Source organism: Muriicola sp. Z0-33 (assembly GCF_026126425.1).
Lineage (GTDB): Bacteria > Bacteroidota > Bacteroidia > Flavobacteriales > Flavobacteriaceae > JAFMPW01.
This window is the reverse complement of record NZ_JAFMPW010000003.1, coordinates 169,232-192,298: the sequence shown is the minus strand read 5'-3', so window position 1 is coordinate 192,298 and position 23,067 is coordinate 169,232. Positions and strand designations below refer to the sequence as shown.

General features: G+C 40.9%; 26 protein-coding genes and 1 other RNA gene. 11 read left to right on the top strand and 16 right to left on the bottom strand.

The features are described from left to right. Nucleotides 1-25: 25 nt before the first annotated feature. The 3 genes from lptB to J1G40_RS06515 form a co-directional block, all read right to left on the bottom strand. Nucleotides 26-766, bottom strand: a complete 741-nt coding sequence (gene lptB, locus J1G40_RS06525) for an LPS export ABC transporter ATP-binding protein (protein WP_265241802.1) — start codon at nt 764-766, stop codon at nt 26-28. A gap of 63 nt (nt 767-829) precedes the next feature. After that, nucleotides 830-1,669: a twin-arginine translocase subunit TatC gene (gene tatC, locus J1G40_RS06520; protein ID WP_265241801.1), complete on the bottom strand. Its 840-nt coding sequence runs from the start codon at nt 1,667-1,669 to the stop codon at nt 830-832. Continuing rightward, nucleotides 1,669-2,634, bottom strand: coding sequence for a KpsF/GutQ family sugar-phosphate isomerase (locus tag J1G40_RS06515; protein ID WP_265241800.1), 966 nt, complete (start codon nt 2,632-2,634; stop codon nt 1,669-1,671). Before J1G40_RS06515 ends, tatC begins: the two co-directional genes overlap by 1 nt. Nucleotides 2,635-2,868: 234 nt before the next feature. On the opposite strand from J1G40_RS06515, the gene recQ reads away from it, so the two are divergent. Further along, nucleotides 2,869-5,070 (top strand): DNA helicase RecQ, encoded by a 2,202-nt coding sequence (recQ, locus tag J1G40_RS06510; RefSeq protein ID WP_265241799.1) that lies wholly within the window; start codon nt 2,869-2,871, stop codon nt 5,068-5,070. Here the strand turns inward: recQ and J1G40_RS06505 are convergent. The 4 genes from J1G40_RS06505 to J1G40_RS06490 are packed head-to-tail and all read right to left on the bottom strand — an operon-like array spanning nt 5,067 to nt 6,354. Continuing rightward, nucleotides 5,067-5,513 carry a DUF2752 domain-containing protein gene (locus J1G40_RS06505; RefSeq protein WP_265241798.1) on the bottom strand — a complete coding sequence of 149 codons (447 nt, stop codon included), beginning with the start codon at nt 5,511-5,513 and terminating at the stop codon, nt 5,067-5,069. The genes recQ and J1G40_RS06505 overlap by 4 nt on opposite strands. Beyond that, on the bottom strand, nt 5,464-5,751 hold the full coding sequence (locus J1G40_RS06500) for a CD225/dispanin family protein (protein ID WP_265241797.1): 288 nt from the start codon (nt 5,749-5,751) through the stop codon (nt 5,464-5,466). The genes J1G40_RS06505 and J1G40_RS06500 overlap by 50 nt, the downstream gene beginning before the upstream one ends. A gap of 28 nt (nt 5,752-5,779) precedes the next feature. Beyond that, nucleotides 5,780-6,112 carry a CCC motif membrane protein gene (locus tag J1G40_RS06495; RefSeq protein WP_265241796.1) on the bottom strand — a complete coding sequence of 111 codons (333 nt, stop codon included), beginning with the start codon at nt 6,110-6,112 and terminating at the stop codon, nt 5,780-5,782. Between the two features lie 14 nt (nt 6,113-6,126). Continuing rightward, nucleotides 6,127-6,354, bottom strand: a complete 228-nt coding sequence (locus J1G40_RS06490) for a DUF2752 domain-containing protein (RefSeq protein ID WP_265241964.1) — start codon at nt 6,352-6,354, stop codon at nt 6,127-6,129. A 121-nt stretch (nt 6,355-6,475) separates the two neighbouring features. Between J1G40_RS06490 and J1G40_RS06485 the strand changes: the two genes are divergently transcribed. Continuing rightward, nucleotides 6,476-6,640, top strand: a complete 165-nt coding sequence (locus J1G40_RS06485) for a hypothetical protein (protein WP_265241795.1) — start codon at nt 6,476-6,478, stop codon at nt 6,638-6,640. Between the two features lie 96 nt (nt 6,641-6,736). Next, nucleotides 6,737-7,273: a Smr/MutS family protein gene (locus J1G40_RS06480; RefSeq protein WP_265241963.1), complete on the top strand. Its 537-nt coding sequence runs from the start codon at nt 6,737-6,739 to the stop codon at nt 7,271-7,273. Nucleotides 7,274-7,277: 4 nt separating this feature from the next. Here the strand turns inward: J1G40_RS06480 and J1G40_RS06475 are convergent, their stop codons facing one another. Then, nucleotides 7,278-7,784 carry a hypothetical protein gene (locus J1G40_RS06475; protein WP_265241794.1) on the bottom strand — a complete coding sequence of 169 codons (507 nt, stop codon included), beginning with the start codon at nt 7,782-7,784 and terminating at the stop codon, nt 7,278-7,280. A gap of 111 nt (nt 7,785-7,895) precedes the next feature. Between J1G40_RS06475 and J1G40_RS06470 the strand changes: the two genes are divergently transcribed. Next, nucleotides 7,896-9,044: a cysteine desulfurase family protein gene (locus J1G40_RS06470; RefSeq protein WP_265241793.1), complete on the top strand. Its 1,149-nt coding sequence runs from the start codon at nt 7,896-7,898 to the stop codon at nt 9,042-9,044. Here J1G40_RS06470 and J1G40_RS06465 read toward each other — a convergent pair. The 3 genes from J1G40_RS06465 to J1G40_RS06455 form a co-directional block, all read right to left on the bottom strand. Further along, on the bottom strand, nt 9,037-9,693 hold the full coding sequence (locus tag J1G40_RS06465; RefSeq protein WP_265241792.1) for a hypothetical protein: 657 nt from the start codon (nt 9,691-9,693) through the stop codon (nt 9,037-9,039). The two genes, J1G40_RS06470 and J1G40_RS06465, sit on opposite strands and share 8 nt — an antisense overlap. Nucleotides 9,694-9,703: 10 nt before the next feature. After that, entirely contained in the window at nt 9,704-12,172 is a 2,469-nt protein-coding gene (locus J1G40_RS06460) for a TonB-dependent receptor (RefSeq protein WP_265241791.1), read from the bottom strand. A 162-nt stretch (nt 12,173-12,334) separates the two neighbouring features. Continuing rightward, nucleotides 12,335-14,026, bottom strand: a complete 1,692-nt coding sequence (locus J1G40_RS06455; RefSeq protein WP_265241790.1) for a M23 family metallopeptidase — start codon at nt 14,024-14,026, stop codon at nt 12,335-12,337. A gap of 237 nt (nt 14,027-14,263) precedes the next feature. On the opposite strand from J1G40_RS06455, the gene J1G40_RS06450 reads away from it, so the two are divergent. The 5 genes from J1G40_RS06450 (at nt 14,264) to J1G40_RS06430 (ending at nt 18,141) form a co-directional block, all read left to right on the top strand. Beyond that, nucleotides 14,264-14,554 carry a hypothetical protein gene (locus J1G40_RS06450; RefSeq protein ID WP_265241789.1) on the top strand — a complete coding sequence of 97 codons (291 nt, stop codon included), beginning with the start codon at nt 14,264-14,266 and terminating at the stop codon, nt 14,552-14,554. Between the two features lie 14 nt (nt 14,555-14,568). After that, a complete protein-coding gene (locus J1G40_RS06445) occupies nt 14,569-14,865 on the top strand; it encodes a cell division protein ZapA (RefSeq protein WP_265241788.1) in 297 nt (98 codons plus the stop codon). A 55-nt stretch (nt 14,866-14,920) separates the two neighbouring features. Further along, nucleotides 14,921-15,028: non-coding RNA, 6S RNA (gene ssrS, locus J1G40_RS06440), on the top strand. A 145-nt stretch (nt 15,029-15,173) separates the two neighbouring features. Further along, nucleotides 15,174-16,742: a ribonuclease Y gene (gene rny, locus J1G40_RS06435; RefSeq protein WP_265241787.1), complete on the top strand. Its 1,569-nt coding sequence runs from the start codon at nt 15,174-15,176 to the stop codon at nt 16,740-16,742. A gap of 166 nt (nt 16,743-16,908) precedes the next feature. Next, the gene (locus tag J1G40_RS06430) at nt 16,909-18,141 is read left to right on the top strand and encodes a DEAD/DEAH box helicase (RefSeq protein ID WP_265241786.1); all 1,233 of its coding nucleotides are present in this window, start codon (nt 16,909-16,911) and stop codon (nt 18,139-18,141) included. 196 nt (nt 18,142-18,337) lie between these two features. On the opposite strand, the gene J1G40_RS06425 is transcribed toward J1G40_RS06430, so the two are convergent. Further along, nucleotides 18,338-18,520 (bottom strand): hypothetical protein, encoded by a 183-nt coding sequence (locus J1G40_RS06425; protein ID WP_265241785.1) that lies wholly within the window; start codon nt 18,518-18,520, stop codon nt 18,338-18,340. A gap of 159 nt (nt 18,521-18,679) precedes the next feature. Here J1G40_RS06425 and J1G40_RS06420 point away from each other — a divergent pair, with 159 nt between their 5' ends. After that, nucleotides 18,680-18,976 carry a zinc ribbon domain-containing protein gene (locus J1G40_RS06420; RefSeq protein ID WP_265241784.1) on the top strand — a complete coding sequence of 99 codons (297 nt, stop codon included), beginning with the start codon at nt 18,680-18,682 and terminating at the stop codon, nt 18,974-18,976. Then, nucleotides 18,973-19,689 carry a hypothetical protein gene (locus tag J1G40_RS06415; protein WP_265241783.1) on the top strand — a complete coding sequence of 239 codons (717 nt, stop codon included), beginning with the start codon at nt 18,973-18,975 and terminating at the stop codon, nt 19,687-19,689. The genes J1G40_RS06420 and J1G40_RS06415 overlap by 4 nt, the downstream gene beginning before the upstream one ends. A gap of 46 nt (nt 19,690-19,735) precedes the next feature. Here J1G40_RS06415 and J1G40_RS06410 read toward each other — a convergent pair whose 3' ends face one another. From J1G40_RS06410 to J1G40_RS06395, 4 genes are all read right to left on the bottom strand, one after another. Next, entirely contained in the window at nt 19,736-20,146 is a 411-nt protein-coding gene (locus J1G40_RS06410) for a VOC family protein (protein ID WP_265241782.1), read from the bottom strand. A gap of 26 nt (nt 20,147-20,172) precedes the next feature. Next, nucleotides 20,173-20,625 (bottom strand): DUF1569 domain-containing protein, encoded by a 453-nt coding sequence (locus J1G40_RS06405; protein WP_265241781.1) that lies wholly within the window; start codon nt 20,623-20,625, stop codon nt 20,173-20,175. Nucleotides 20,626-20,681: 56 nt separating this feature from the next. After that, on the bottom strand, nt 20,682-22,277 hold the full coding sequence (locus J1G40_RS06400) for a M81 family metallopeptidase (protein WP_265241780.1): 1,596 nt from the start codon (nt 22,275-22,277) through the stop codon (nt 20,682-20,684). 203 nt (nt 22,278-22,480) lie between these two features. Continuing rightward, nucleotides 22,481-22,954 carry a VOC family protein gene (locus J1G40_RS06395; protein WP_265241779.1) on the bottom strand — a complete coding sequence of 158 codons (474 nt, stop codon included), beginning with the start codon at nt 22,952-22,954 and terminating at the stop codon, nt 22,481-22,483. Between the last annotated feature and the right edge of the window lie 113 nt (nt 22,955-23,067).

The following is a 23,067-nucleotide window of genomic DNA, read 5'->3' as shown; positions in this document are numbered from 1 at the left end:
GGAAGAAGTTATTTCCGGTAGCTGATTATAAATCTAGCTTTTTCTTTCTCAATTCAAAGTTCTGGCCAAGATATACTTTTCGCACCATCTCGTCTTCGGCGAGTATTTCCGGCACCCCCGATTTTAATATACCTCCTTCGAACATCAGGTAAGACCGCTCTGTAATCGCCAGGGTTTCCTGTACATTATGGTCTGTAATCAGAATGCCAATGTTTTTATTTTTGAGTTGTGCGACAATGCGCTGAATATCCTCTACCGCTACGGGATCTACCCCTGCAAAAGGTTCATCGAGTAGAATAAATTTAGGATCTGTGGCCAGAGCTCTGGCAATTTCAGTACGCCTTCTTTCGCCCCCGGAGAGCAGGTCGCCCCGGTTCTTTCTGATATGTCCCAGCCCAAACTCTTCAATCAACGATTCCATTCTCAGGTGTTGTTCTTTTTTACTCAGAGAAGTAAGCTGTAATACACTCAAAATATTTTTTTCCACACTGAGTTTTCTGAAAACCGAAGCTTCCTGGGCAAGATACCCTATACCATTCTGGGCTCTTTTGTACATAGGAAATTTGGTAATTTCCATATCATCCAGATAGATAGCCCCACCATTAGGTTTAATGAGCCCCACAATCATATAGAAAGAGGTGGTTTTGCCAGCACCATTGGGACCTAATAGTCCAACAATTTCGCCTTGGTTAACCTCAAGGGAGATACCTTTTACCACCTGGCGGCCCCTGTAAGCTTTCATGATATTTTCTGCTCTGAGTTTCATAATCTGGCGGTAAAACTAATGATATAATTCTATTGCGTTAAAACAATTAACGCAACATTATAGTTACCCGGTTTTGACTTTATTTTTTTCTCTTTTTTCCTGCCTTTTTATCACCATCTTGGAGATATATATACTTACCTGATACAAAATCAGTACGGGTACGGCTACAATGATCTGACTGGCAACATCAGGCGGCGTAATTACCGCAGATAGTATAAGGACAATTACCAGGGCAATCTTTCTGTATTTTTTCATGATTTCCGGGGTAACCAATCCTACTTTAGTTAAAAAGTAGATGAGTATAGGTAATTCGAATAGAATACCACAGGCAATCACTGAGGCCCTTACCGTTGATATATAGGAGCCCAGATCAAACTCATTAAGAACAGATGCGCTTACCTGATAAGTTCCTAAAAAGTTAATAGACAATGGCGCTACCACATAATATCCAAATAAAACCCCCATAAAAAATAAAAGTGAAGCAATAAGGATAAAACCTCTGGAATGCTTTCTTTCGTTTTCATGAAGCCCCGGGCTTATAAATTTCCATAGTTCGTATAACACATATGGGAAACCCACTATAAAACCTGCCCAGATTGAGGTCCAGATGTGCGCTGAAAACTGTCCGGACATTAACCTGCTCTGTATGGTAAAAGGCAATTTGTCTGCGCAAAAAGCAGAATCTATACCAAAAGAAGTAGCGATATTACAAAAAAGCCGATAGGTGGGGAAACTCATTTGGGTAGGGCCCAATAGCACCACATCAAAAATGAAAGTTTTCATTAAGAAGGCCACACATCCAATAATAACCACCGCCAGCGTAGACCGGATCAAATGCCATCGGAGTACTTCCAGATGGTCCAGAAAATGCATTTCATTGGGATCTTTCTTCACTTTTGCCATTACAAAATTCCCTCATTAATTAAATTGTGCAGATGCACAACACCAATATATTTATCGTCCTCAACAGCGAGTAACTGCGAAATACCCTTATCCTGCATTACTTCCAAAGCTTTAATCGCCAGGACATCCGCACCTATGGTTTTTGGATCGGAAGTCATTATATCTTTTGCTCTCAGTCCGTTAATATTGTCATATTTATTAAGCATGCGTCTTATATCTCCATCGGTAACTATTCCAACTATTTTATTGCCCTCCATCACAGCAGTTACCCCCAGCATTTTCTCGGAGATTTCAACGATAACTTTTTTGATTTCAGCATTTATATCCACCTCAGGAACCATATTGCCGGCTGCAATATCCGAAACACGGAGATATAGGCGTTTGCCCAAGGTACCTCCGGGATGGTATTTGGCAAAGTCCTTGCTGCTAAACCCCCGTAGCTCCAGCAGACATATGGCCAGGGCATCCCCAATGACCAATTGTGCGGTGGTACTTGTAGTTGGGGCAAGATTATTAGGACAGGCTTCTTTGGCAACATAGGTATTCAACACGTAATCTGCTTGCTCTCCAAGATAAGAATCTGCCTTTCCCGTCATTCCAATGAGTTTGTTTTTTCCCTGCTTAATGAGGGGAACCAACATTTTAATCTCAGGAGTATTGCCACTCTTGGATATGCAGATGACCACATCATCTTTTAGAATGGTCCCCAGATCTCCATGGATGGCGTCCGCAGCATGCATAAAAATTGCAGGAGTTCCTGTAGAGTTAAGGGTGGCAACTATTTTAGAAGCAATAATTGCACTTTTTCCAATCCCGGATATAATAACTCTTCCGGCAGATTGAAGAATACAATCAACGGCATCAGCGAACTGTTGGTCCAGAAGGCTGGCAAGATGATGAATGGCATCACCTTCCGTTGTTATGGTCTTTTTTGCTATGGCTAATATAGCTTTGCTATCGCTCAATTTATAATAGAAATTATGGAATTCTTTGACTAGAATTTGTGCTAAAATTTCAGCACCATCTAAAAGAATGTATTATATTTAAGAAAACAAAATTACACAAACTTATTTTATAGCGGTTTCTTAGTGTAAAAGAAAATTAATTGTCTTCTCTACCCACCAAATGATTAAATTTTCATATCTTAAATGAATAAGATGCATTAATAAAACCAAGGGGCTGATCATAAATAACAAGGAATGGTTTTTAAGGATATCGATCTTCACACATCGCTAAAAAAGTACTTTGGTTTTTCCAAATTCAAAGGCCTTCAGGAAAGCGTAATAAAAAACATAGTTCAACAAAAAAACACTTTTGTAATAATGCCTACCGGAGGTGGTAAATCGCTTTGCTACCAATTACCGGCATTAATTACAGAAGGCACGGCAATTGTTGTCTCGCCTTTAATTGCTTTGATGAAAAATCAGGTTGACGCATTAAGAGGGGTGTCTTCAGAACACGGGGTGGCTCATGTGCTCAATTCATCTCTGACAAAGACAGAAGTTAAGCAGGTAAAACAAGATATTCTTGATGGGGTAACCAAATTGCTCTATGTTGCTCCGGAATCCCTGACCAAGGAAGAATATGTGAATTTCCTTCAATCTGTACCCCTGTCATTTGTTGCAGTTGATGAGGCGCATTGTATATCTGAATGGGGGCACGATTTTAGGCCGGAATACAGGAATTTGCGGAGTATCATCAACAGATTAGGAGATAATATTCCGATTACCGGATTTACAGCTACTGCTACACCCAAAGTTCAGGAAGATATTATTAAGAATCTTGGTATTTCGGATGCCAAGGTATTTAAGGCTTCTTTTAACAGGCCCAACCTTTTTTATGAAGTGCGTCCTAAAACCGCCAATGTGGATGCAGACATCATCCGATTCGTCAAAAAGAATAGTGGTAAATCGGGAATTATTTATTGCCTCAGCCGAAAAAAGGTAGAGGAACTTGCCCAGGTTTTACAAGTTAATGGTATAAGTGCTGTGCCATATCATGCAGGCTTTGATGGTAAAACCAGATCCAGGTACCAGGATATGTTTTTAATGGAAGAAGTGGATGTAGTTGTGGCTACCATTGCCTTTGGAATGGGTATAGATAAGCCAGACGTCCGATATGTAATTCACCACGATATACCAAAAAGTATAGAAAGCTATTATCAGGAAACCGGAAGGGCCGGCCGAGATGGGGGGGAAGGACACTGCCTTGCCTTTTATTCCTATAAAGATGTTGAGAAACTAGAAAAATTTATGTCGGGCAAACCTGTAGCAGAACAGGAAATTGGCAATGCACTACTGCAAGAGATTGTGGCTTACGCTGAAACTTCTATAAGTCGCAGAAAGTTTATCCTTCATTATTTCGGAGAGTCCTTTGATGAGCAGAATGGGGACGGGGCCGATATGGATGACAATGTAAGGAACCCGAAAGAAAAGGAAGAAGCCCGGGATAATGTGGTGAAATTGATCAAAGTAGTACAGGGAACAAAAGAGAAGTTCAAAGCCAGGGAAATCGTCAATGCTTTAACAGGCACGGTCAATGCACTGATCTCCTCCCATAAAACTAATGAGAAACCATTTTTTGGTATTGGCGATGATCGGGATAAAAGATATTGGATGGCTCTTATCCGGCAGGTATTGGTGGCTGGGTTGTTAAAGAAAGAAATTGAGCAATACGGGATATTACATCTTACCGATGCCGGAGAGGCTTTTTTAAAGGCCCCTGAATCCTTTATGATGACCAAGGACCATATTTACAATGCCGCTACCGATGATGCCATCATTACCGCTGCAAAAAGTGCAGGAGGCGTTGCTGACGAACGCTTGTTAAAACAATTAAAAGATCTGAGACGGAAAGTAGCTCAGAAACTGGATGTACCACCATTTGTTGTTTTTCAGGACCCATCTTTAGACGATATGGCTCTGAAATACCCCATAACCATGGAAGAACTTGTGAATATACATGGAGTAGGGGAAGGCAAGGCCAGGAAATACGGGAAGCCATTTATTGAATTTATAGCGGCCTATGCAGAGGAGTACGATATTACCAGACCTGATGACCTGGTGGTAAAAAGTACAGGTGCCAATTCTGCATTAAAGCTCTATATAATTCAAAATGTGGACAGAAAACTTTCTTTAGATGATATAGCTTCGGCCAAAGGTCTGGAAATAAGTGAATTGGTTAAGGAAATGGAACAGATCGTATTCAGTGGCACAAAACTGAATATTGGCTATTGGATAGATGAGGTATTGGATGAAGATCAGCAAGAGGAAATTCATGAGTATTTCCTGGAGGCCGAATCTGACGACATAGAATCTGCCCTGACAGAATTTGATGGAGATTATGAGGATGAGGAATTAAGACTATACCGTCTAAAGTTTATGAGCGAAGTCGCCAACTAAGGTGCCAGCGTATTGAAGGGATAGATTTGGATATTCCTCAGTACTGTAAAAACTACCACCACTATAAAAACCACCCTGGGCGTTTTTGTATGATATACAAAACTGTGATAATCTGTGTTGTTAAGACGCCCTAATACCTTAGTGATAAAATGATATCCCAGTATAATTAAGGCCGGCAAAAACAGCAAATTGCTTTTCAAGACACTTAGGATGTCTAAATGAAGTAAGGCATGCAAGGCTCTTTGGCTACCGCATCCGGTACAATACAATCCTGTAAAATTAAAAAATGGACAAGTTGGAAATTTCCCGGGGACATTGGGATTATAAAGATAGTATAGGGGTAATATTGCGAGCAATACTACCCCTATACCGATGTATATCAGATCCGATTTTTTAAAACGAACTTCCACCTTCCAATAATCCTCCAACCATTGCAAAGCCAAAAATGGCAAAGTAAATTATATAGCCAATTGCGGCCAGGCCAATGCCTACAAATGCCCAAATTTTGGCATTGTTAGAGGCTTTTAATGCTACTTCATAATCACCCCTTGCATATGCCTCGTTTACTTTTGCGGCATAAATTATGCTCACAATACCCGCAGGCAGGCAGCAACAAACTGTGCAAATTATGGCAAGGACCAAATAATTGTTGGGTTTGGTCGGTACGTTTTGGTTTTCCATTTGGTTAATTTTTATTTTAGTGATTAGCTTACTCTTCTATTCCAAATTGTTCCATCATATCACGCGTTCTTTCCATATGCGCTTCCCATCCACCTGCTTGCTGAATTTGATAAATGGATAGAGCCAGGTAAAGAATACCGATGACAAGTACAACTATTGCAATGATCTTAGCTGTTTTTAACTGACTGTAATTGGAGTAGCCTTCAGGGTTTTCCTTGTACTTATTCTCGGCATTTTTTGCCAGGTATAAGGCAATTCCCCCTAGAATTATTGCCGGGATACCGCCAATACAACAACAGACAAATCCTAGTATAGAGAGTACAATTATTATAGTAACGTTGGGTAATTTTTGTTGTTCCATGGTTAATTATTTATTTAGAAAAATTTCAATATAAAATTGATTAGTATAAGTCCCACCGACGAGATCATCAGGAAAATAATGATTTTGTTGGCATATTTAATTTTGAAGAGGAAATCCAGAGATAAAAACCCAAAAAGTAACAGTATACTATAAATAGCCGGGTACATTTTAAATGCTGCTAGAAATTCGCCTTGAAAAAGAAAAACAACCGCCCTTTGAAGCCCGCAACCAGGGCAATCCATGCCAAGTAACTGCTTGCTCATGCAAGGAAGCAAATAGTCTTCAATTGCTAATAATAGGACGGCCAATTGCATTTTAGGTCGGGTAGATTATCTAACCGAAAAATACTATTATTTTTGAGGAATGAAAACAAAACGCAGCATTTATTTTCTGCTCATTGTAATCGGAGCGGCCATTATGGGAATCGGAGATTACTGGATTACAAAGGAGTATGCCCTTAGTATTGGGATAGTACTGCTGATGTTCGGAATATATAAAACATCACAGCTGTGGAATAAGGAAGAGTGAGCAGTAATCAATAAGCAGTAAACAATAAGCAATAAGCAATAATCAATAAGCTGTAAGTAGAAAGTAATTATTAATGGGGAATTGTGTAGAGATAATATGAAAGAAGGTGATACAGTAGAGACAATTGATGATATTGTTCGTGGTAGGGTAGTTAAAATAAGCGGTGATCTAGTGACTATTACCACTGAGGATGGTTTCCAATTGCAATTTCCTGCATCAGAATTGGTGAAAGTGTCAGATCAGCCCCAGATCAAGGTCACCAATGCTGAAGTGGCCGATGCAAAAACAGATAAAGAACAACCCAGGAAGAAAATTACTGTTGTAAAACCCAAGGAACGCAATGCGCCCAAAATGGAGGTAGATCTGCACATCCATCAATTGGTTCCTTCTGCCAAGCACATGACCAATCATGAAATGCTAAACATACAATTAGATACCGCAAAAAGACAACTGGAGTTCGCGATTCGCAAACGTATTCAGAAAGTTGTTTTCATTCATGGAGTAGGGGAAGGTGTGCTAAAGGAAGAACTAAAATACTTGTTCAGGAGGTATGAGAACATTAAATACTACGATGCCGATTATCAAAAATATGGAATGGGAGCTACAGAGATTTACATTTACCAAAACCCCTAGTGCATTACTCCGTGGTGCTAATTGTTCCAAAATTACTAATGGTCAGATCTGTAACACGTTCCCCATTATCCCTAACCAGCGAAATACCGCTTAGTTCTATGGTGTGATCATATTGAGTAGTATCTGTTTCATTCTGAATAGTGGTTATGAGAACCTCGCCGCCCTGAGCCAATATCTCTTCAACTACTGTAGGAGTGGTAGGCGGAATTGCATCACAGAAATAACCCTTGGCTACATTATCAGAAAACGTCCTGTAAGTAATCTGCGACTGGGAGGGAACGCTACTGGTTAGTGTCCCGTCCGACACTTCATTTTTCAACACCCCGCTTTGAAGGTCCAGTATAAGAGCTTCGGTAGCGTTCAGTTTAAAAAAAACTGTACTGCTTGTGGTTGTTTGTGTATCACAGAATTCCAGGCTGGCACTGTCAAAATCTATGGTCGCTATCTGAAGATCGCCATCATCGCAGGAAATGAGCAGCATAAGTACAACACAGGCAAATAGTATTCTCATGTTTCAAATTTAAATCATTCTACTCTGATTTTCCTAGAGCTTTGTACCAATTTTGGAAGAAATTAACTTTATTTCGATTATTTTTGCCGATGACTAAATCGATATAGCTAGATGCATAAAGTTTATCTGGATAACGCGGCAACAACCCCCATAAGGCAAGAGGTAATCGGGCAAATGCAGGATGCCCTCGCCAATTGTTTTGGCAACCCTTCTTCAACACATGCTTTTGGAAGAACGGCCAAGACCGGTATTGAACAAGCCAGAAAAACTGTGGCTAAGTATTTAAATGCGCATCCGTCGGAAATTATTTTCACCTCTGGTGGTACTGAGGCAGACAATATGATACTGAGATGTGCTGTGAGAGATCTTGGGGTAACAACCATTATTACTTCAAAAATAGAACATCATGCGGTGCTGCATACTGCAGAGGAGTTAGTCAAAGAATTTGGGATACAACTTGTTTTTGTTGACCTCGATACCTGTGGCAACCCTGATTTGTCGCATTTGGAAAAACTGCTGGAAGAGGGCGATAGTAAAAAGCTTGTGAGCCTGATGCATATTAATAACGAGATTGGTAACAAAATAGATATTGAGGCCATTTGCCATTTATGCAAGGAAAAAGGGGCATTGATACATTCGGATACGGTACAATCTATCGGTCATTATGCCTGGGACGTTCAGCAGGTTCCTATCGATTTTATGACAGCTGCAGCACATAAGTTTCATGGGCCCAAGGGTATTGGTTTTGCGTTTATCAGAAAGAATGCCGGACTTAAACCATTAATATTTGGCGGGTCTCAGGAGCGTGGTTTTAGGGCAGGGACAGAACCTTTTCACAATATTATTGGTTTGGAATCAGCTTTTAAGGCTGCTTATGATAATCTGGATGAAGAAACTACCTATGTCCGAGGACTCAAGGAGTACTTTATAAGTGAACTTTACAAGAATATCCCGGGAGTAGTATTCAATGGGTATTCCGGTGATTTAGAAAAAAGCACCTATACACTTGTAAATGTAAGATTGCCTTTTAGTAAAGACAAAGCATTAATGCTTCAATTTCATTTAGATCTTAAAGGGGTAGCATGCTCTAAAGGAAGTGCCTGCCAGTCTGGTAGCAATTCAGGATCTCATGTGCTTTCAACATTACTGAATAAAGAAGAACTGGAAAAACCTTCGGTGCGCTTTTCTTTTTCGAGGTACAATACCAAAGAAGAGTTAGATTATGTTATTGGAGTGTTGAAAGAATTTGCTACTACCTAGTCTTTTTCTTATTTCGCTGACGCTCTTTATCGTAAGGAAATTTTTTGGTGGCATTCTTCATCATCTTATCAATAAGGTCGTCTGTATTTTTACCTGATTTTTTATTGATCTTCTTTTCGTATTTCCAAAGTAACTTTCCGCTTTCCCCATCGCTGATTTTTATACCTATTCGCCCGTAATTGGCATCTCCCAGAATGTAATCTATAAAACTAAATTCAGCTGGGATTCCTTTAGAAAGCAAAATATTGAGGTCAAGATTTCCGCTTATTAGCCCATCTACTTTAAGGATTTTGCACAATTGCTTTATGGTATAGGTATCAATATTATCATAGTTAACATTGTTCTGCGCAAGAATGGCATTGGTGTTTTTGACATTCTGAAATTCAACAGAGAACTTCTTTCTTTTTTTGCCACGACCAAAAAAGGTTTCCAGGGCGTCCTGTACTGCATGCCCTTCTTTTTCCTCCAGCTTATCCAATTCTTTTCCTTCAAATTCCTCATCAAGATCCAGATAGGTAAAAAACGGAATAATGGCCAGGGTCTTATGGTTGGCACTTAGTTCATCAAATCTGCTACTTTCGTATACATTTTTCTGGGCGTTGCCAATAGTGAAAAGAAATAAAAAAGCCAGGAAAGTCAGCGTTCTCATAGTGCCTTATTTAAAATCGCATTCGCAGTTTTAGATTTAACACCCGGGTAGTCATGAAATTCGGAACAGCAAATTGTTGTTTGCTTTCTACATCGCGCACCCAGGTATTAGTAATTGAGTTTTGATTGTTGAACAAATTAAAAATTTCGAAACCAACGTTTAACTCTTCAAATTGATACAACCAATGGTTTTTCGGGTATTTTTTATTTGTGTCCACAAAAATATAAGAAATTCCCAAGTCTGCACGCCTATAATCTCTTAATCTATTCTGAAAAATATAAGGATCCGCATAATTGGGCGACCCACCAGGAACTCCCGTGTTGTATACCAGGTTAAGATACATACGTAAATTAGGGATGGTAGGGATGTAATCCTGAAAAAGAATTCCAACTTTTAATCGTTGATCCGTGGGCCTGGAAATATAACCACGCTCATTTATATTTTCTTCCGTTTTCAAATAACCTATACTCACCCATGAAGTAGTGCCTGGAACAAAAGCCCCATTCATTCTCAAATCTATTCCATAGGCGTAGGCCTTTGCATCGTTGTCTGCGGCATAGCGTATTCTGACATCCTCCAGAGTATAAGCGTTTACATTGTTCAATTTTTTATAATAGGCCTGACTAAAAAATGTAAATGGCCGGTTCCATAAGGTTAAACTGTATTCGTTTCCCAGCACAAAATGAACAGATTTTTGTGCCTTTACTTCGGGTCTGATATTCCCGTTAATGTCTCTTAACTCTCTGTAAAAGGGGGGTTGCTGGTAACTACCCACAGCAAATCTGAACAACATGTCCTTGTCCCAGTTGGGTTTAAGGGCAATCTGGCCTCTTGGACTAAAGATAGATTGTGTGTTTTTTTGATAGCCTTCTGCATTCACCGTCCATCGCTGGGCCCTCATTCCCAGGTTGTAATATATATCGTGGTTTTTCCATTTAAACTGATCACTGAACTGAACATATGCTGAAAAGCGATTGGTTTTGACAAAATTCCGTGCATTAATACCTTCAAAAGGAACAATGGGGGCATTAAAAGGATCCTGTGGTTGGTTATTTACGAATTCATCCAATGGCGGACGAACCAAAAAACCTACAGAATCTATAAATTCAGCTTCGCGAATCTGATCCCTGATATCTTCATGAGTGTATTTTATTCCCCATTCCAGGGACTTCTTGTTTTTACTGTACTTTGCCTTGTGTTCAATGTTCAGAATTAAGGCATCCAGATCGTTCCTGGCCCTGTTAAACTGTGTGCCTATTCCTCTGGTACCGATAGCTTCTCCAAGATTTTCACTTCCCAGATCGGTATCTACTGCGCCTAGCTCGTAGGCCGCAATTACATCTGAATATTCCTCTTCAGTAGTGTGATAAAGCGAAGCGATAAAATTTAATGCAGTATTTTCATTTACATAATAGTCTGCTTTTAAAGCCCCCAGACTAGTAGCGTATTTATTTTTTTCCTGCCCTTCATAAAATACAAGCAAGGCCATGGGATCACTTAGTGTTCCAAAGTTGGTTTGCCTGGTAAGGGGCTCGTTGCGGTAGTTATTAAGACTTATGTTTCCCAAAAAGTTAAGATGAAACTTCCTGTTGAACCTGTAGGTCAGATAACTTTGTAGATCAGCAAAAGCCGGATTGAAGTTGGTTTTGGTTTGCTGGCTGTTAACAAATAAACTGTTGTCTCTATAGCGGACGCCCATTATACCGCTAAAATTTTTATTCCTGGAGATGGTTTCAACCGTCCCATTTACTCCCAACAGGCTGCCTTCTATTTGCAGGCCGAATTGCGAAGGATTTTTGTAGGTGATGTCTAATACAGACGAGAGTTTATCTCCATAACGGGCCTGAAAACCTCCTGGAGAAAATGCCAGGCGCTGTACCATATTGCTATTGACAAAACTAAAACCCTCCTGTTGTCCAGACCTGATTAAGAAGGGCCGGTAAACTTCTATATCATTTATATACACCAGGTTTTCATCGTAATTACCTCCTCTTACGGCATATTGGGTGCTTAACTCATTATTTGAGGATACTCCGGGAAGTAATTTTAGAACATTTTCAACTCCTGCATTGGCACCAGGCATTTTCCTCACCACTTCGGGGGATATAGATACAATGCCGTCAACACTTTTTTCTCCTGTTGGGGTAACAACCACCCCGTCTACCTGCTGTACTTCAATTTTCATGACAGGGTTAAACTCGTAGGTCTCGTTGGTCGTGAGGATAAGCTTTTGTATTACGATATTTTTGTGACCCAGATGGGAGAAGGTGATAGTATTCTCTATATCTGCAATAACTTTCAGGATATAGAATCCGTTATTATCAGTAAAAGTACCGTTGGCCTTTGATGATATATTTACATTGCCCAGGGGCCTGTTGTCCTCATCTAGTACTACACCCGTAATAGTTGCGGTCTGTGCTCTCATTGCAAGAAAAGAGCACAGAAAGAATACCGTAAGAAATAATTTGGAAAATTTCATGAATTCCAAGCCTAAGCTACAATGAGTTGTTGGGCATTTTAATACAATTCTAACGTAACGAAACCAATTATGTTACCGTTTTACGGCAACTTTTATTTATAAAAATCAACTCTTTGCGGGGTGCCAGGCACGTATGCCGTATGTATTATGTGCTAATTACTGCTATTTTCTGTAAAAATTTCTGCTAAAAGTAGTGGTATTGCCCACATTGTCTTTGACTACTAATTTAAGTTCACATTGGGTCTTATCCAGGATTATGTCATCAAAATTATAGGTTAGTGTCTTTCTCTTTGGTTCGTATTCCATTAAGATCCATTCACCGTTGAGTGTTGCAGAATAAGAATCAATCCCACTAAGGTCATCGGCAATATAAATACTGAGATAGCGATAATTATTTAACCATTGTTTCTCCTTGAAATTTTTGGCCCTTACAATTGGTGCTATGGTGTCTTGCACCAGTGTATAGGTGCCTAAATTGCGAGTTCTGGTGGTAAATGTAGTCCCTCTTTTATAGGTTGAGGCGTAAGAAGGCCGTAATTTTTTATCCAATCTTGCAATCAAGAGTTGCTTCCTTTCTTTCTCGGAGTACCTGGAGACGTCAAAAGTGATTGTAAAATTCCTGTGTGCGGCCACCTGATTGTTGTGGATAGTGACGGTGTCATTACCTTTTTTTAGATCGATATAAAAGTCCTCATAAAAGGTATTTGGTGGAAAATAAACCGTGGCTGCACCCAGATCATAGTTATTTGGTTTTTTGGCCAGAACAAATTGATCGGTAATTAGTTTGTTTTTCTCTTCCAGTACCGTACCACGCCTTCCTTCTACCGGAATTACCAGCTTGGTAGTGTTATCTTCCAGATCGGTTATGAGGATTTCAACATTGTACGAGAGTCCTTCCCGAACAACTATTTTACCATTGTTATGGAGGGTCTTGTAAATGCTCAACGAATTTCCGGGCACCCTGAAGCATTTAATGATCCGAGACCTGAACTTGCCAAAATGATCGTAATCTATTAAGGTATTTATATATCGGGTTTCGGAAAAGGAGAAGCTTTCAAAATCCAATGCTGTATATACTTTTCCATTGACCAGTTGGCGAATTCCAAAAACGCCATTTTTGTTTGCTGCCAGATCCTGGCGATCATAAGTGTCTAAGCCAAAACCAATGGTGCCGGCAGCGTATACCTTATCGGCCAGAAAAGAGCCATCTTGTTGCTTTTTAAAGTTAATCTTGATTTTCTCCTCATTCTGATTCACCTGTGCATTTTCGGACAATGGATAGGCAAAAAGTTGCGATAGTATAGGGTTGGTAGCATCCCTGACTTCTAAGCCATACAACAAAGGGTTTGTAGGCTTTTCAGAAATACTGCTTCTGATTTCGAAATGCAAATGCGGTCCTGAAGAGCCACCAGTATTGCCGGAATATGCAATTATTTCACCTTTTTCTACTTTAATCTCACCGTAATCAGGGAAATCTTCTACCTCATAGGCCCTTTTTTGGTACTGCAGATTTTTAATATAAGCTTCAATTTTAGGAGAAAATTTTTGAAGGTGGCCATAGACAGAAGTATATCCATTGGGGTGCGCAACATAAAGCACCTTGCCGTAGCCCCATAGTGCCACTTTTATCCTGGTTACCGAACCATCCCCAATGGCGTAAATTGGTAAACCCTGACGTTGTTGTGTTTTAATATCGATCCCCGAATGAAAGTGATTTGATCTTAGTTCACCAAATGTCCCCGCCAGAATAATGGGAATGTCCAATGGTGATCTGAAGGCATCCCTCGGGTAATTGCCTTGCCCGTTCAGAGCGGCAGACAGTAACATAAGAAAACCAATAAAAGCTATTTTCATAGTAGATAAGTTAACACGAAATTAGTCAATACCTTTGAAACTCAAAACCCGGAAAATTTCAATATTTTTAAAAATTGCCAGGGAGCTGTATTGGTTATGGCCTTCAAAAAGTTTGCCAGACCCTAAGTCTCAAAGGTTTCAACAGTATTAAAGTATTACTTGAAGAATAAATGCTAAAACTATTGCGAAGTCGTCGGATGTGTGTTAACTTTGTTATAATCGCATTGATATTTGCACATGAGCGAATTGGTTGAAATCGTTGATTCTCTTGAGAATAAAATTAGTAAGCTACTGCACAAGTTAGAGTTGCTTAATCAGACTAATAAAAAACTGGAAGAGGAATTGGTCAGCTTAAAAAATGACCACGATATTACCCTAAATTCGGTCTTGGAATGGGAGGATAAATATAAATCCCTGAAGCTTGCGAATTCGATGCTGGGCAGTGATACGAATAAAACAGAAGCGAAGCTCAAAATAAATTCACTTGTAAGAGAACTGGACTATTGTATTGCACAGTTATCTGAATAGTGCAGAATAGAAATATGGCAGAAAAGCTAAAAATAAAGCTTTCTATTGCAGACCGCGTATATCCGTTGACGATTGATCCAAGTCAGGAAGAAGGATTGCGTAAAGCTGCTAAGAACATAGAACAGCTTGCCAAAAAATTTGAGCAGAATTATGCTGTCAGGGATAAACAGGACGTTTTAGCCATGTGTGCCCTGCAATTTGCCTCTAAAATAGAGCAGAAGGGTATAGACAGCATGGAAGATACAAAAGAGGTTACAGAGCGTTTAAAAGCTTTGGATCTGTTGGTAAATTCCAAGCTTAGTATAAAATAAGTTCATTTGAAATAATATAAAGTTACTGCCCACATTGGTATTTAATTTTTGACGAACTCAACACTAATTTGTTTGAAAAGGGTGAGTTTAGGTTGTAAAAGCAAGCCTTCTTGTAAAGGATCCTTGATCAATCTGTTAGCCCTAAACCTGTTTACTGGAGTTTGTACAGAACTTCATCAATGTGGGTTTTTTTGTACCATAACTTTAAATTAGAAAATCATTGCCCTGTACCAGGAGTGGATGCTGCCACTCAATATCAAGTGCTTCCTTATTCGTATTGAAAGGGAAGAAAATTATAAATCAAGACCATGGATGTCACAACAATTATTATAGGCGCACTTGCAGGGATAGTATTAGGTTTTATTATCGCCAAATTGTTAGAAAAAGGAAAAGCTTCAAGGACCATTGGGAATGCTAAAAAGGAGGCCTCTTCTATTCTAAAAAATGCCAGGGCCGAAGGTGAAAACATCAAGAAAGACAAGATCTTTCAAGCCAAGGAAAAGTTTCTGGAACTTAAAGCGGAGCACGAAAAGGTTATCATCAATAAGGACAAGAAAATCTCGGAAGCCGAAAAACGTACACGAGATAAGGAATCTCAGATCAGTGGGGAACTGTCCAAAAACAAAAACCTTAACAATCAACTCAGTAATAAACTCAAAGAAGTAGAACATCGGCGCGAGTTCTATGAAAAGAAACAATCTGAACTCGAAAAATTACATAAAAGTCAGGTACAACAACTTGAGGTAATTTCCGGGCTTTCTGCGGAAGATGCCAAAAGTCAGTTATTAGAATCCCTAAAAGAGACTGCAAAGACAGATGCCATGGCCTATATGCAGACCACCCTCGAAGAAGCAAAGCTTACCGCACAACAAGAAGCCAGGAAAATTGTGATCAACACCATCCAGCGTATTGGGACAGAAGAGGCTGTAGAGAATTGTGTTTCAGTTTTCAACCTTGAATCTGACGACGTTAAAGGAAGAATCATTGGTCGGGAAGGAAGAAATATTCGCGCCCTGGAATCTGCCACCGGAGTGGAAATCATTGTAGATGATACTCCTGAGGCCATTATCTTGTCTTGTTTTGATTCTGTCAGGAGAGAAGTGGCCCGGTTGTCATTGCACAAACTCGTAACGGATGGGCGGATACATCCCGCACGTATAGAAGAAATAGTGCGTAAAACCGAGAAGCAAATAGAACAGGAGATTGTAGAAGTTGGCAAACGCACTGTAATAGATCTGGGCATCCACGGGTTGCATCCAGAACTGATTAAGGCCGTTGGCCGAATGAAATACCGTTCTTCTTACGGACAAAATCTTTTGCAGCACTCAAGAGAAGTTGCCAAACTCTGTGGGGTTATGGCGGCCGAACTTGGTTTGAACACAAAACTGGCCAAACGGGCCGGACTGCTGCATGATATTGGAAAGGTGCCTAACACGGAAGCTGAGGTAGAGACACCCCATGCTATTCTCGGGATGCAATGGGCAGAGAAACATGGTGAAAAACCAGATGTTTGTAACGCTATTGGTGCCCACCATGACGAAATAGAGATGAAAACACTGATTGCCCCGGTTGTCCAGGTTTGCGATGCTATTAGCGGCGCACGCCCCGGAGCAAGAAGGCAGGTATTGGATTCCTATATTCAACGCCTTAAGGATTTAGAGGATATAGCCTTTGGCTTTGGCGGGGTGCAGAAAGCTTATGCCATCCAGGCCGGGAGAGAATTGAGGGTAATTGTCGAAAGCGAAAAAGTCAGTGACGACAAAGCGGCCCAATTGTCTTTTGAGATCTCCCAAAAGATCCAGACAGATATGACGTATCCAGGGCAGGTAAAGGTGACCGTAATCAGGGAGACCAGATCGGTGAATGTGGCCAAGTAACTACGATTGTTGGGGGTCTAACTTTAATTACTCCAATACTATAGCAAAGAGCGAAATATTGCTCTACTTTTCAACTTCTTGTAATTGTAGTTAAAATTCGGTGTACCTTCGCCGCTTCGCTAATGCATGGCACTTTATATAAATTGTCATTGATTAAACAATTTATATGACTTTTAAGTCCCTTGGCTTATCCGAAGCCTTATTACGAGCTATAGATAAAAAAGGATATACTGAACCCTCTCCCATTCAGGAAAAGGCAATCCCAATTATTTTAGAAAGAAGAGATGTGTTGGGTGCTGCCCAAACCGGTACGGGTAAAACAGCCGGATTTACCTTACCATTACTTCAGATACTGAATAAAGGTCAGCGGCTGCGTAAACGCCCTGTCAGAGCCCTTATCTTAACTCCCACCAGAGAACTTGCTGCACAGGTACACGCCAATGTTAAAGAATACGGAGAGTTTGTAGACCTCAGGGCCACTGTTATTTTTGGTGGTGTAAATGCCAAGCCACAGATTTCAGCTTTGAGAAATGGAATTGATATATTAGTGGCCACTCCTGGTAGATTATTAGATCTGCATAATCAGCGAGTTTTTTCACTTGCCAGTGTAGAGATCCTTGTACTGGATGAGGCAGATCGCATGTTAGATATGGGCTTTGCGAGAGACCTTAAAAAGATACTGAGCCTGATGCCTGCAAGGAGACAGAATTTATTGTTTTCAGCTACATTTTCAAAGGAAATTAAAAAGTTGGCGAATGCTTTCTTACGCCACCCTGAATTGGTTGAGGCAACTCCGGAGAACAGCACTGCTGAAAAGGTGAACCAAAAAGTGTACCTGATAGACAAGGCCAGAAAAACAGAATTTTTAATAAAACTGATTAACGAAGGGGATTGGAAACAGGTCCTGATCTTCACCAGGACCAAACACGGCGCCAATAGATTGGCCGAAAAGCTGAACAAAAAGGCTATTACAGCCGCCGCCATACACGGTAATAAGAGTCAGGGTGCCAGAACTAAAGCCCTTGGAGGATTTAAGAAGGGAGAAGTGCGTGTGCTTGTAGCTACAGATATTGCTGCCCGTGGCCTTGATATTCCACTGCTGCCACATGTTATCAATTTTGAACTCCCTAATGTGCCCGAAGATTATGTGCACAGAATTGGCCGGACCGGAAGGGCAGGGGCTAGCGGAGAAGCACTTTCTTTGGTCAGTGGAGAAGAAAAAGAGTATATCCGAGGTATAGAAAAGTTATTAGCGGAAAAATTACCCAGGGAAATAGTAGCGGGGTTTGAACCAGGACCGGTATCTCAACAAACTGAACGAGCCGTGCAAAAAGGCAATTTTAGAAAGCACAAGCCAAAAAACAAATATCGCGGAAACAGAAGGAATAAAAGGAGGTAAACTAAAAGCAGGTGGTGCTAACTGTTAGCAGAGAGACCAGATACATGAAGGTGGCCAAGTAATCTTTCTTAAAGATTTATTGCTCAATTTAATAAAGTTCAAAGCTGATTTAGCTCAGGTGTGTTGGTCATGGTAATAACCACATTTCGGGTTTTTTACCCAACATCTACATTTTACAACAAAATCCGATTAGTCTTTACTCCCCTCCTTTTACATTGGAAATTATAGGGGCAATTACCAGGCCCAGGCCCAATCCAATTAATACAGCGGCCGCCATTACCAGTGGTGCGGTCTGCACATAAATAAGACCCACACCTACACCTACAATTGTCATCCCGCCGATAGCCCAGCTGCTTTTATCATCCTTTTTAGTAGTCATAACAATGAAAATTAGTTTATGTGCTGGAAAGTAGCCGATTCTAACAACCTGGCCTATGACAAATGTCATTTGCCATTGAGTCTGATAATGTGACTATTATCATTTTTTAGAACTGGGGGGAGTACTAACTTTTATGCTTGAAAAAAAGAGATACTAATTATGGAAACTGCTAAAAGGAACATTTGTGAAAGTTGTGGGATGCCAATTCGCCATTTATCCCAATTCGGCACTCATATAGACGGGAGTGTAAATACAGAGTACTGCCAATACTGTTATAAGCACGGGGCATTTACCGACCCCGGCATTACTATGGAAGAAAAAATTAAAAAGAACATTGCCATTGCACGCAAAATGGGGATATCTCTGGAAGAAGCAGAGATCAGAGCATTTTCTACCATTCCCAGATTAAAGCGGTGGAAAAAACATATGGAATCTGTACTTAATCAGGCATCATGAGTACATCAAGGCCTGCTTTTACTTTTATGCAAATCCTTGAAGGTATAGAAGGAGTATTTGTTATCCTCTTATGTTATCTCACCTTTTTTTTAAAAGATCTCCGAAGCAGATGGGGCATGAGTAAGCTGGAAGCAGCGCAATCTTTTCCTGTGGATGAAATTGTTCCCAATCCCAAATCTGCTTTTACGCATGGGGTCATCATCCAGGCGCCTGCAAGTGATGTATGGCCATGGATTGCTCAGATTGGCCAGGGAAAGGGAGGCTTTTACAGCTATGAGGCCCTTGAGAATATCAGTGGATTAAATATCTACAATTCGGACCGCGTATTATCAGAATTTCAACACCCAAAAGTGGATGATATGGTAGCTTTTGGCCCAGAGCAGGCTTACCCTATTGTATATTGCGAACCAGGCAGGGGTATGGCCATAGAGAATTGGTTGGATTTAGATATAAACGACACTTTCGACCCAAAGCAATCCTCACCTTCTAATATTCTTCATCTCACATGGCTTTGGTATATAGAAGAGATAGACGAAAAGTCTTCGCGTTTTATTTCAAGAAACAGAGTGACATACACTTCCTCTGCTAAAACTAATTTTATTTTTAAGGTCCTTTTGGAGCCTATTGTTTTTGCGATGGACAGGAAGATGTGCCTGGGGATTAAAAAGCGGGCAGAACGGCTTACCAATAGCCGAATCCGCCTGGTAGCCTAACCTCTTAATTCCAGAAAACCTTGTGTGTTGTGCTGCGGCATTGATTTTAATACCCTTCGTTTACCAGTCTTTTGGAAATCCACCAATAATTGCCTGCCGGGTCTTTTATACCTCCCTGCCGGTCCTGATAATCCATATCTGCAGGTTCAAGTACTGATATGCCTCCATGGGCCAGGGCATTCTTATGTACCAGGTCCACATCATTTACAAAGAGGTATAGGGCCGTGCTCATCCCTTCGAATTCTCCACGGGCCTTACCAATCATAAAACAGCTATCCCCAATTTTCAGGATGCAATTAGCGATTTCTCCATTTTCTTCATTAACTGTTCTGCTGAGCTCTTCTGCGTAAAACGCAGCTTTGAGGAACCGAATTAATTCTCCAGGATTTTGGGTAAAAAGATAGGGGTTAAGCGTCCTGAATCCTTCGGGATGGTAAGTGTCAAAAATTGTTTTCATTGCAGTATTATTTAATGTGAATTGGGCTAGACCCCAAACTGCCCTAAATGATGGTCCAAATGTTTGTAGAATAATATATTCCACTCTTTTACTGATAGCTTTCCAAAGGCGTGAGATTCTTTGCCTTCAAAATGCGAAGCCCCCAATTGCTGCGTTTTTTCTAAATAAGCTATCAGGCGTTTCTTCTCGGTATTAAAATCGCGCTCGTCCGATATTAGAAATTCCGGAGCCGTTCGTATATTTCTTTTATACGGCTGTGGTCCCACCACTATCTTCTTGGCAAATAGTTTAATCAGAAATTTTTTGAACCCCTTGGGTTTTGGGTGTTTATCAGTAAAGACCATTTCGTAGGCCACATTGCAGTGTGCTAACATCTCGGCCACACGCATCTTGCCCCACAAGGGTTGAGTGTCTGGACTTAAATTATTAATTCTGGCAATGGTTGCTGCAGTGTCCTGGGCATCAAATACATTTTTCATAGCATCTTATTTAGTTTGCTTCTCAAAAATAAAAAATAGTAGATTGCCTGGCCAACTTATTCCGGATTATCATCCGAAGCTGCTATCCAGCGAACGCTAAGGTCCGGGGTGGCCATATCCTTGTCTAGTGGAAACATTGGTCTTTTAATATTTTTGTAACCGAGTCGTTCCAGATCCTGGTCCACTCCGCCAGGGGTGAGCGCCATGATCCAGTCTGCCCGCATATCGTACAATTCTGGTACCAGATAGCCAATTTTTACCACAACAATATCGGTCTCCCTGGGATTAAGTCCCAGATGGGTGAAGTCTGTTTCTCTGTGATACGGTTTCCGTTTTTTTGTAACAATGACGTTGACACTACCCACTTTGACCACAACCTCGGTTTCCGCATGAGTATCCCCATGTTCTATTGCTGTTATCGTACCAGTTAATTGGATGGGAGGTGCATACCTGTTATCTATAGCTGCCCCTGCAGTACCGCTAATTCTGGCTCCTATTCCAGCTGCGACTGCCTTGTTCACCAACTCAGGTCCGGGAATGGAGGCATATATAAGCGAAGGCGCATTTTCGGTTTTAAATTCTGGCCGCGCCAGGAGCTGTTGTAAAGTCCAGGTAACGTCCCCGGCACCACCTGCAGTGGGGTTATCTCCCATATCACTGATCATAAAGGGCTTTTTTTGGCTGGCAAGCGCCATATCAATGCTTTCCTTTAGAGGGGCAACCGGGGCAACAAACTCAAAATCTTCCCTTGCGTCCCAAAAGCTACTGGCAAGCATTTCCGCTGCATCAGCTACCACTGTTTTATCATCTCCGGTGACCATAACAACGGCATGGTTCCTGGATTCATCGGCCCAGGCGTAACCAATCCAAATGGCAGCGTCGATAATTCCATCCTGCTGGGTAACGGGGTCTACTTTGGCGTAGAGACTTTTACCCGGTTCTATTCGGGTTGATGTTTTTTCTCCAGGTAATAAAATAGGAACCGGTATCCACGCCTTATAGGCAGGTTTTCCCTTCCCGCTTTCCAAACGTTCCAGAAGATTATCTACGGCTCGCTTTTTAGATTCCAGGGCATCTTCGTGCGGGGCCATACGATAGCAGGTGATCAGGTCCGAATGCTGGGCAAGGCGTTCCGAGACATTTCCGTGCAGGTCCATGGAGGTAGAGATGATGGGAGCTGTACCAATAACTTCCCGAACCTTTATGATAAAGTCGCCCTCAGGGTCTTCAATTCCTTCTACACTCATGGCGCCATGGATATCGAAGAATAGGCCATCATAAGGGCCGTTCTCTTTCAGCATTTTTAAGGTTTTGCCTACCAGGCTATCATAAGCCTCACGGGTAACCATACCACCCGGAAGGGCATGGGCCCTTAAGGTAGGTATCCATTCTGCCCTTTTTCTGTTGATAGCATCTTCGGAAAGAAAGGGATAGAAGGTAAAAACCTCTTCGGCTACCCGGGCATGAAATGCTTCTTCATGGGTGCGGGCAGGGGAGAAGGTGCTAGATTCTATGGCCAATCCGGCAATGGCAATACGTGGAAGTTTAGTAGAATTCTCAGCAGCGGGTTTGGCTTTTTGCTTACAACTACCAATCGCAACGATCAGTAGAAGTGTGAAGAGTGTTTTAATAATAGGAAGTTTATTTGGCATTCTATTAGTTTTAGATGTTCTAAAGATAAGAGGAAGCCATTAACAATTAGCAATTAACAATTAGCAATTAACAATTATTGCGCGTCAACGCCGGGTAAGGCTATTGCTGTGCAAATTTTGAGCATTAGACTAATTGAATCTGATAAAAACCTTTTAAATAAGGACTCACCTATATACTCGGGTGCCCTGATCTATTGCTAATGTTATTTTTCAAAAAACTGGATTCGGTTGCCGTCCGGGTCCTGAACAATGACCATTTTTTTCCCGCTTTCGGGGTCGGTGACAACATTGCCTCTAAATGTCACCTCTTTTGCTTTAAAATGTTTAACCCACCCATCAAAATTGGCCACAAAAAATCCTGTCTTGAAAATACCGGTAAGCCTGGCCTTACTATTGAAATTGGGGATGGCGTTTTTAGGAGAAAGGGCAGTTTTTAGCTCCAGGATCTCGAGCATTACGCCGCCACGCTGCAGGTTGGCCACCTGGAATCCCCTGGCTTCTGATGCCTGTTGGTTAACTAGTTCAAATCCCAAAACGTCGATATACCAGTTCAGGGAGTTGTCGAAATCTTCTACAATCACGGCAGAGAAATACCCCTCAGGATCGGGGAGGGGAGTTTCTTGTGCTGCAGCAAAAAAAAGCACTAAAAAGGAAAGAAGAAAAAGTAAATTTTTCATGACAGCTTCTTGATTGATGACAGTTGAATTTACGAATTATTGAATTAAACTTTCTTTATTGCTGCTATCCCTTTGTTAAGTTGTAACTTCATTGCAAATCAACACTATATAAT

Excerpts from the sequence above, each read along its gene's own strand:
- lptB (WP_265241802.1), bottom strand. The coding sequence starts at position 766 with ATGAAACTCAGAGCAGAAAATATCATGAAAGCTTACAGGGGCCGCCAG.
- tatC (WP_265241801.1), bottom strand. The coding sequence starts at position 1,669 with ATGGCAAAAGTGAAGAAAGATCCCAATGAAATGCATTTTCTGGACCAT.
- recQ (WP_265241799.1), top strand. The coding sequence starts at position 2,869 with ATGGTTTTTAAGGATATCGATCTTCACACATCGCTAAAAAAGTACTTT.
- J1G40_RS06500 (WP_265241797.1), bottom strand. The coding sequence starts at position 5,751 with ATGGAAAACCAAAACGTACCGACCAAACCCAACAATTATTTGGTCCTT.
- J1G40_RS06495 (WP_265241796.1), bottom strand. The coding sequence starts at position 6,112 with ATGGAACAACAAAAATTACCCAACGTTACTATAATAATTGTACTCTCT.
- J1G40_RS06490 (WP_265241964.1), bottom strand. The coding sequence starts at position 6,354 with ATGGATTGCCCTGGTTGCGGGCTTCAAAGGGCGGTTGTTTTTCTTTTT.
- J1G40_RS06485 (WP_265241795.1), top strand. The coding sequence starts at position 6,476 with ATGAAAACAAAACGCAGCATTTATTTTCTGCTCATTGTAATCGGAGCG.
- J1G40_RS06480 (WP_265241963.1), top strand. The coding sequence starts at position 6,737 with ATGAAAGAAGGTGATACAGTAGAGACAATTGATGATATTGTTCGTGGT.
- J1G40_RS06475 (WP_265241794.1), bottom strand. The coding sequence starts at position 7,784 with ATGAGAATACTATTTGCCTGTGTTGTACTTATGCTGCTCATTTCCTGC.
- J1G40_RS06470 (WP_265241793.1), top strand. The coding sequence starts at position 7,896 with ATGCATAAAGTTTATCTGGATAACGCGGCAACAACCCCCATAAGGCAA.
- J1G40_RS06465 (WP_265241792.1), bottom strand. The coding sequence starts at position 9,693 with ATGAGAACGCTGACTTTCCTGGCTTTTTTATTTCTTTTCACTATTGGC.
- J1G40_RS06460 (WP_265241791.1), bottom strand. The coding sequence starts at position 12,172 with ATGAAATTTTCCAAATTATTTCTTACGGTATTCTTTCTGTGCTCTTTT.
- J1G40_RS06455 (WP_265241790.1), bottom strand. The coding sequence starts at position 14,026 with ATGAAAATAGCTTTTATTGGTTTTCTTATGTTACTGTCTGCCGCTCTG.
- J1G40_RS06450 (WP_265241789.1), top strand. The coding sequence starts at position 14,264 with ATGAGCGAATTGGTTGAAATCGTTGATTCTCTTGAGAATAAAATTAGT.
- J1G40_RS06445 (WP_265241788.1), top strand. The coding sequence starts at position 14,569 with ATGGCAGAAAAGCTAAAAATAAAGCTTTCTATTGCAGACCGCGTATAT.
- rny (WP_265241787.1), top strand. The coding sequence starts at position 15,174 with ATGGATGTCACAACAATTATTATAGGCGCACTTGCAGGGATAGTATTA.
- J1G40_RS06430 (WP_265241786.1), top strand. The coding sequence starts at position 16,909 with ATGACTTTTAAGTCCCTTGGCTTATCCGAAGCCTTATTACGAGCTATA.
- J1G40_RS06425 (WP_265241785.1), bottom strand. The coding sequence starts at position 18,520 with ATGACTACTAAAAAGGATGATAAAAGCAGCTGGGCTATCGGCGGGATG.
- J1G40_RS06420 (WP_265241784.1), top strand. The coding sequence starts at position 18,680 with ATGGAAACTGCTAAAAGGAACATTTGTGAAAGTTGTGGGATGCCAATT.
- J1G40_RS06415 (WP_265241783.1), top strand. The coding sequence starts at position 18,973 with ATGAGTACATCAAGGCCTGCTTTTACTTTTATGCAAATCCTTGAAGGT.
- J1G40_RS06410 (WP_265241782.1), bottom strand. The coding sequence starts at position 20,146 with ATGAAAACAATTTTTGACACTTACCATCCCGAAGGATTCAGGACGCTT.
- J1G40_RS06405 (WP_265241781.1), bottom strand. The coding sequence starts at position 20,625 with ATGAAAAATGTATTTGATGCCCAGGACACTGCAGCAACCATTGCCAGA.
- J1G40_RS06400 (WP_265241780.1), bottom strand. The coding sequence starts at position 22,277 with ATGCCAAATAAACTTCCTATTATTAAAACACTCTTCACACTTCTACTG.
- J1G40_RS06395 (WP_265241779.1), bottom strand. The coding sequence starts at position 22,954 with ATGAAAAATTTACTTTTTCTTCTTTCCTTTTTAGTGCTTTTTTTTGCT.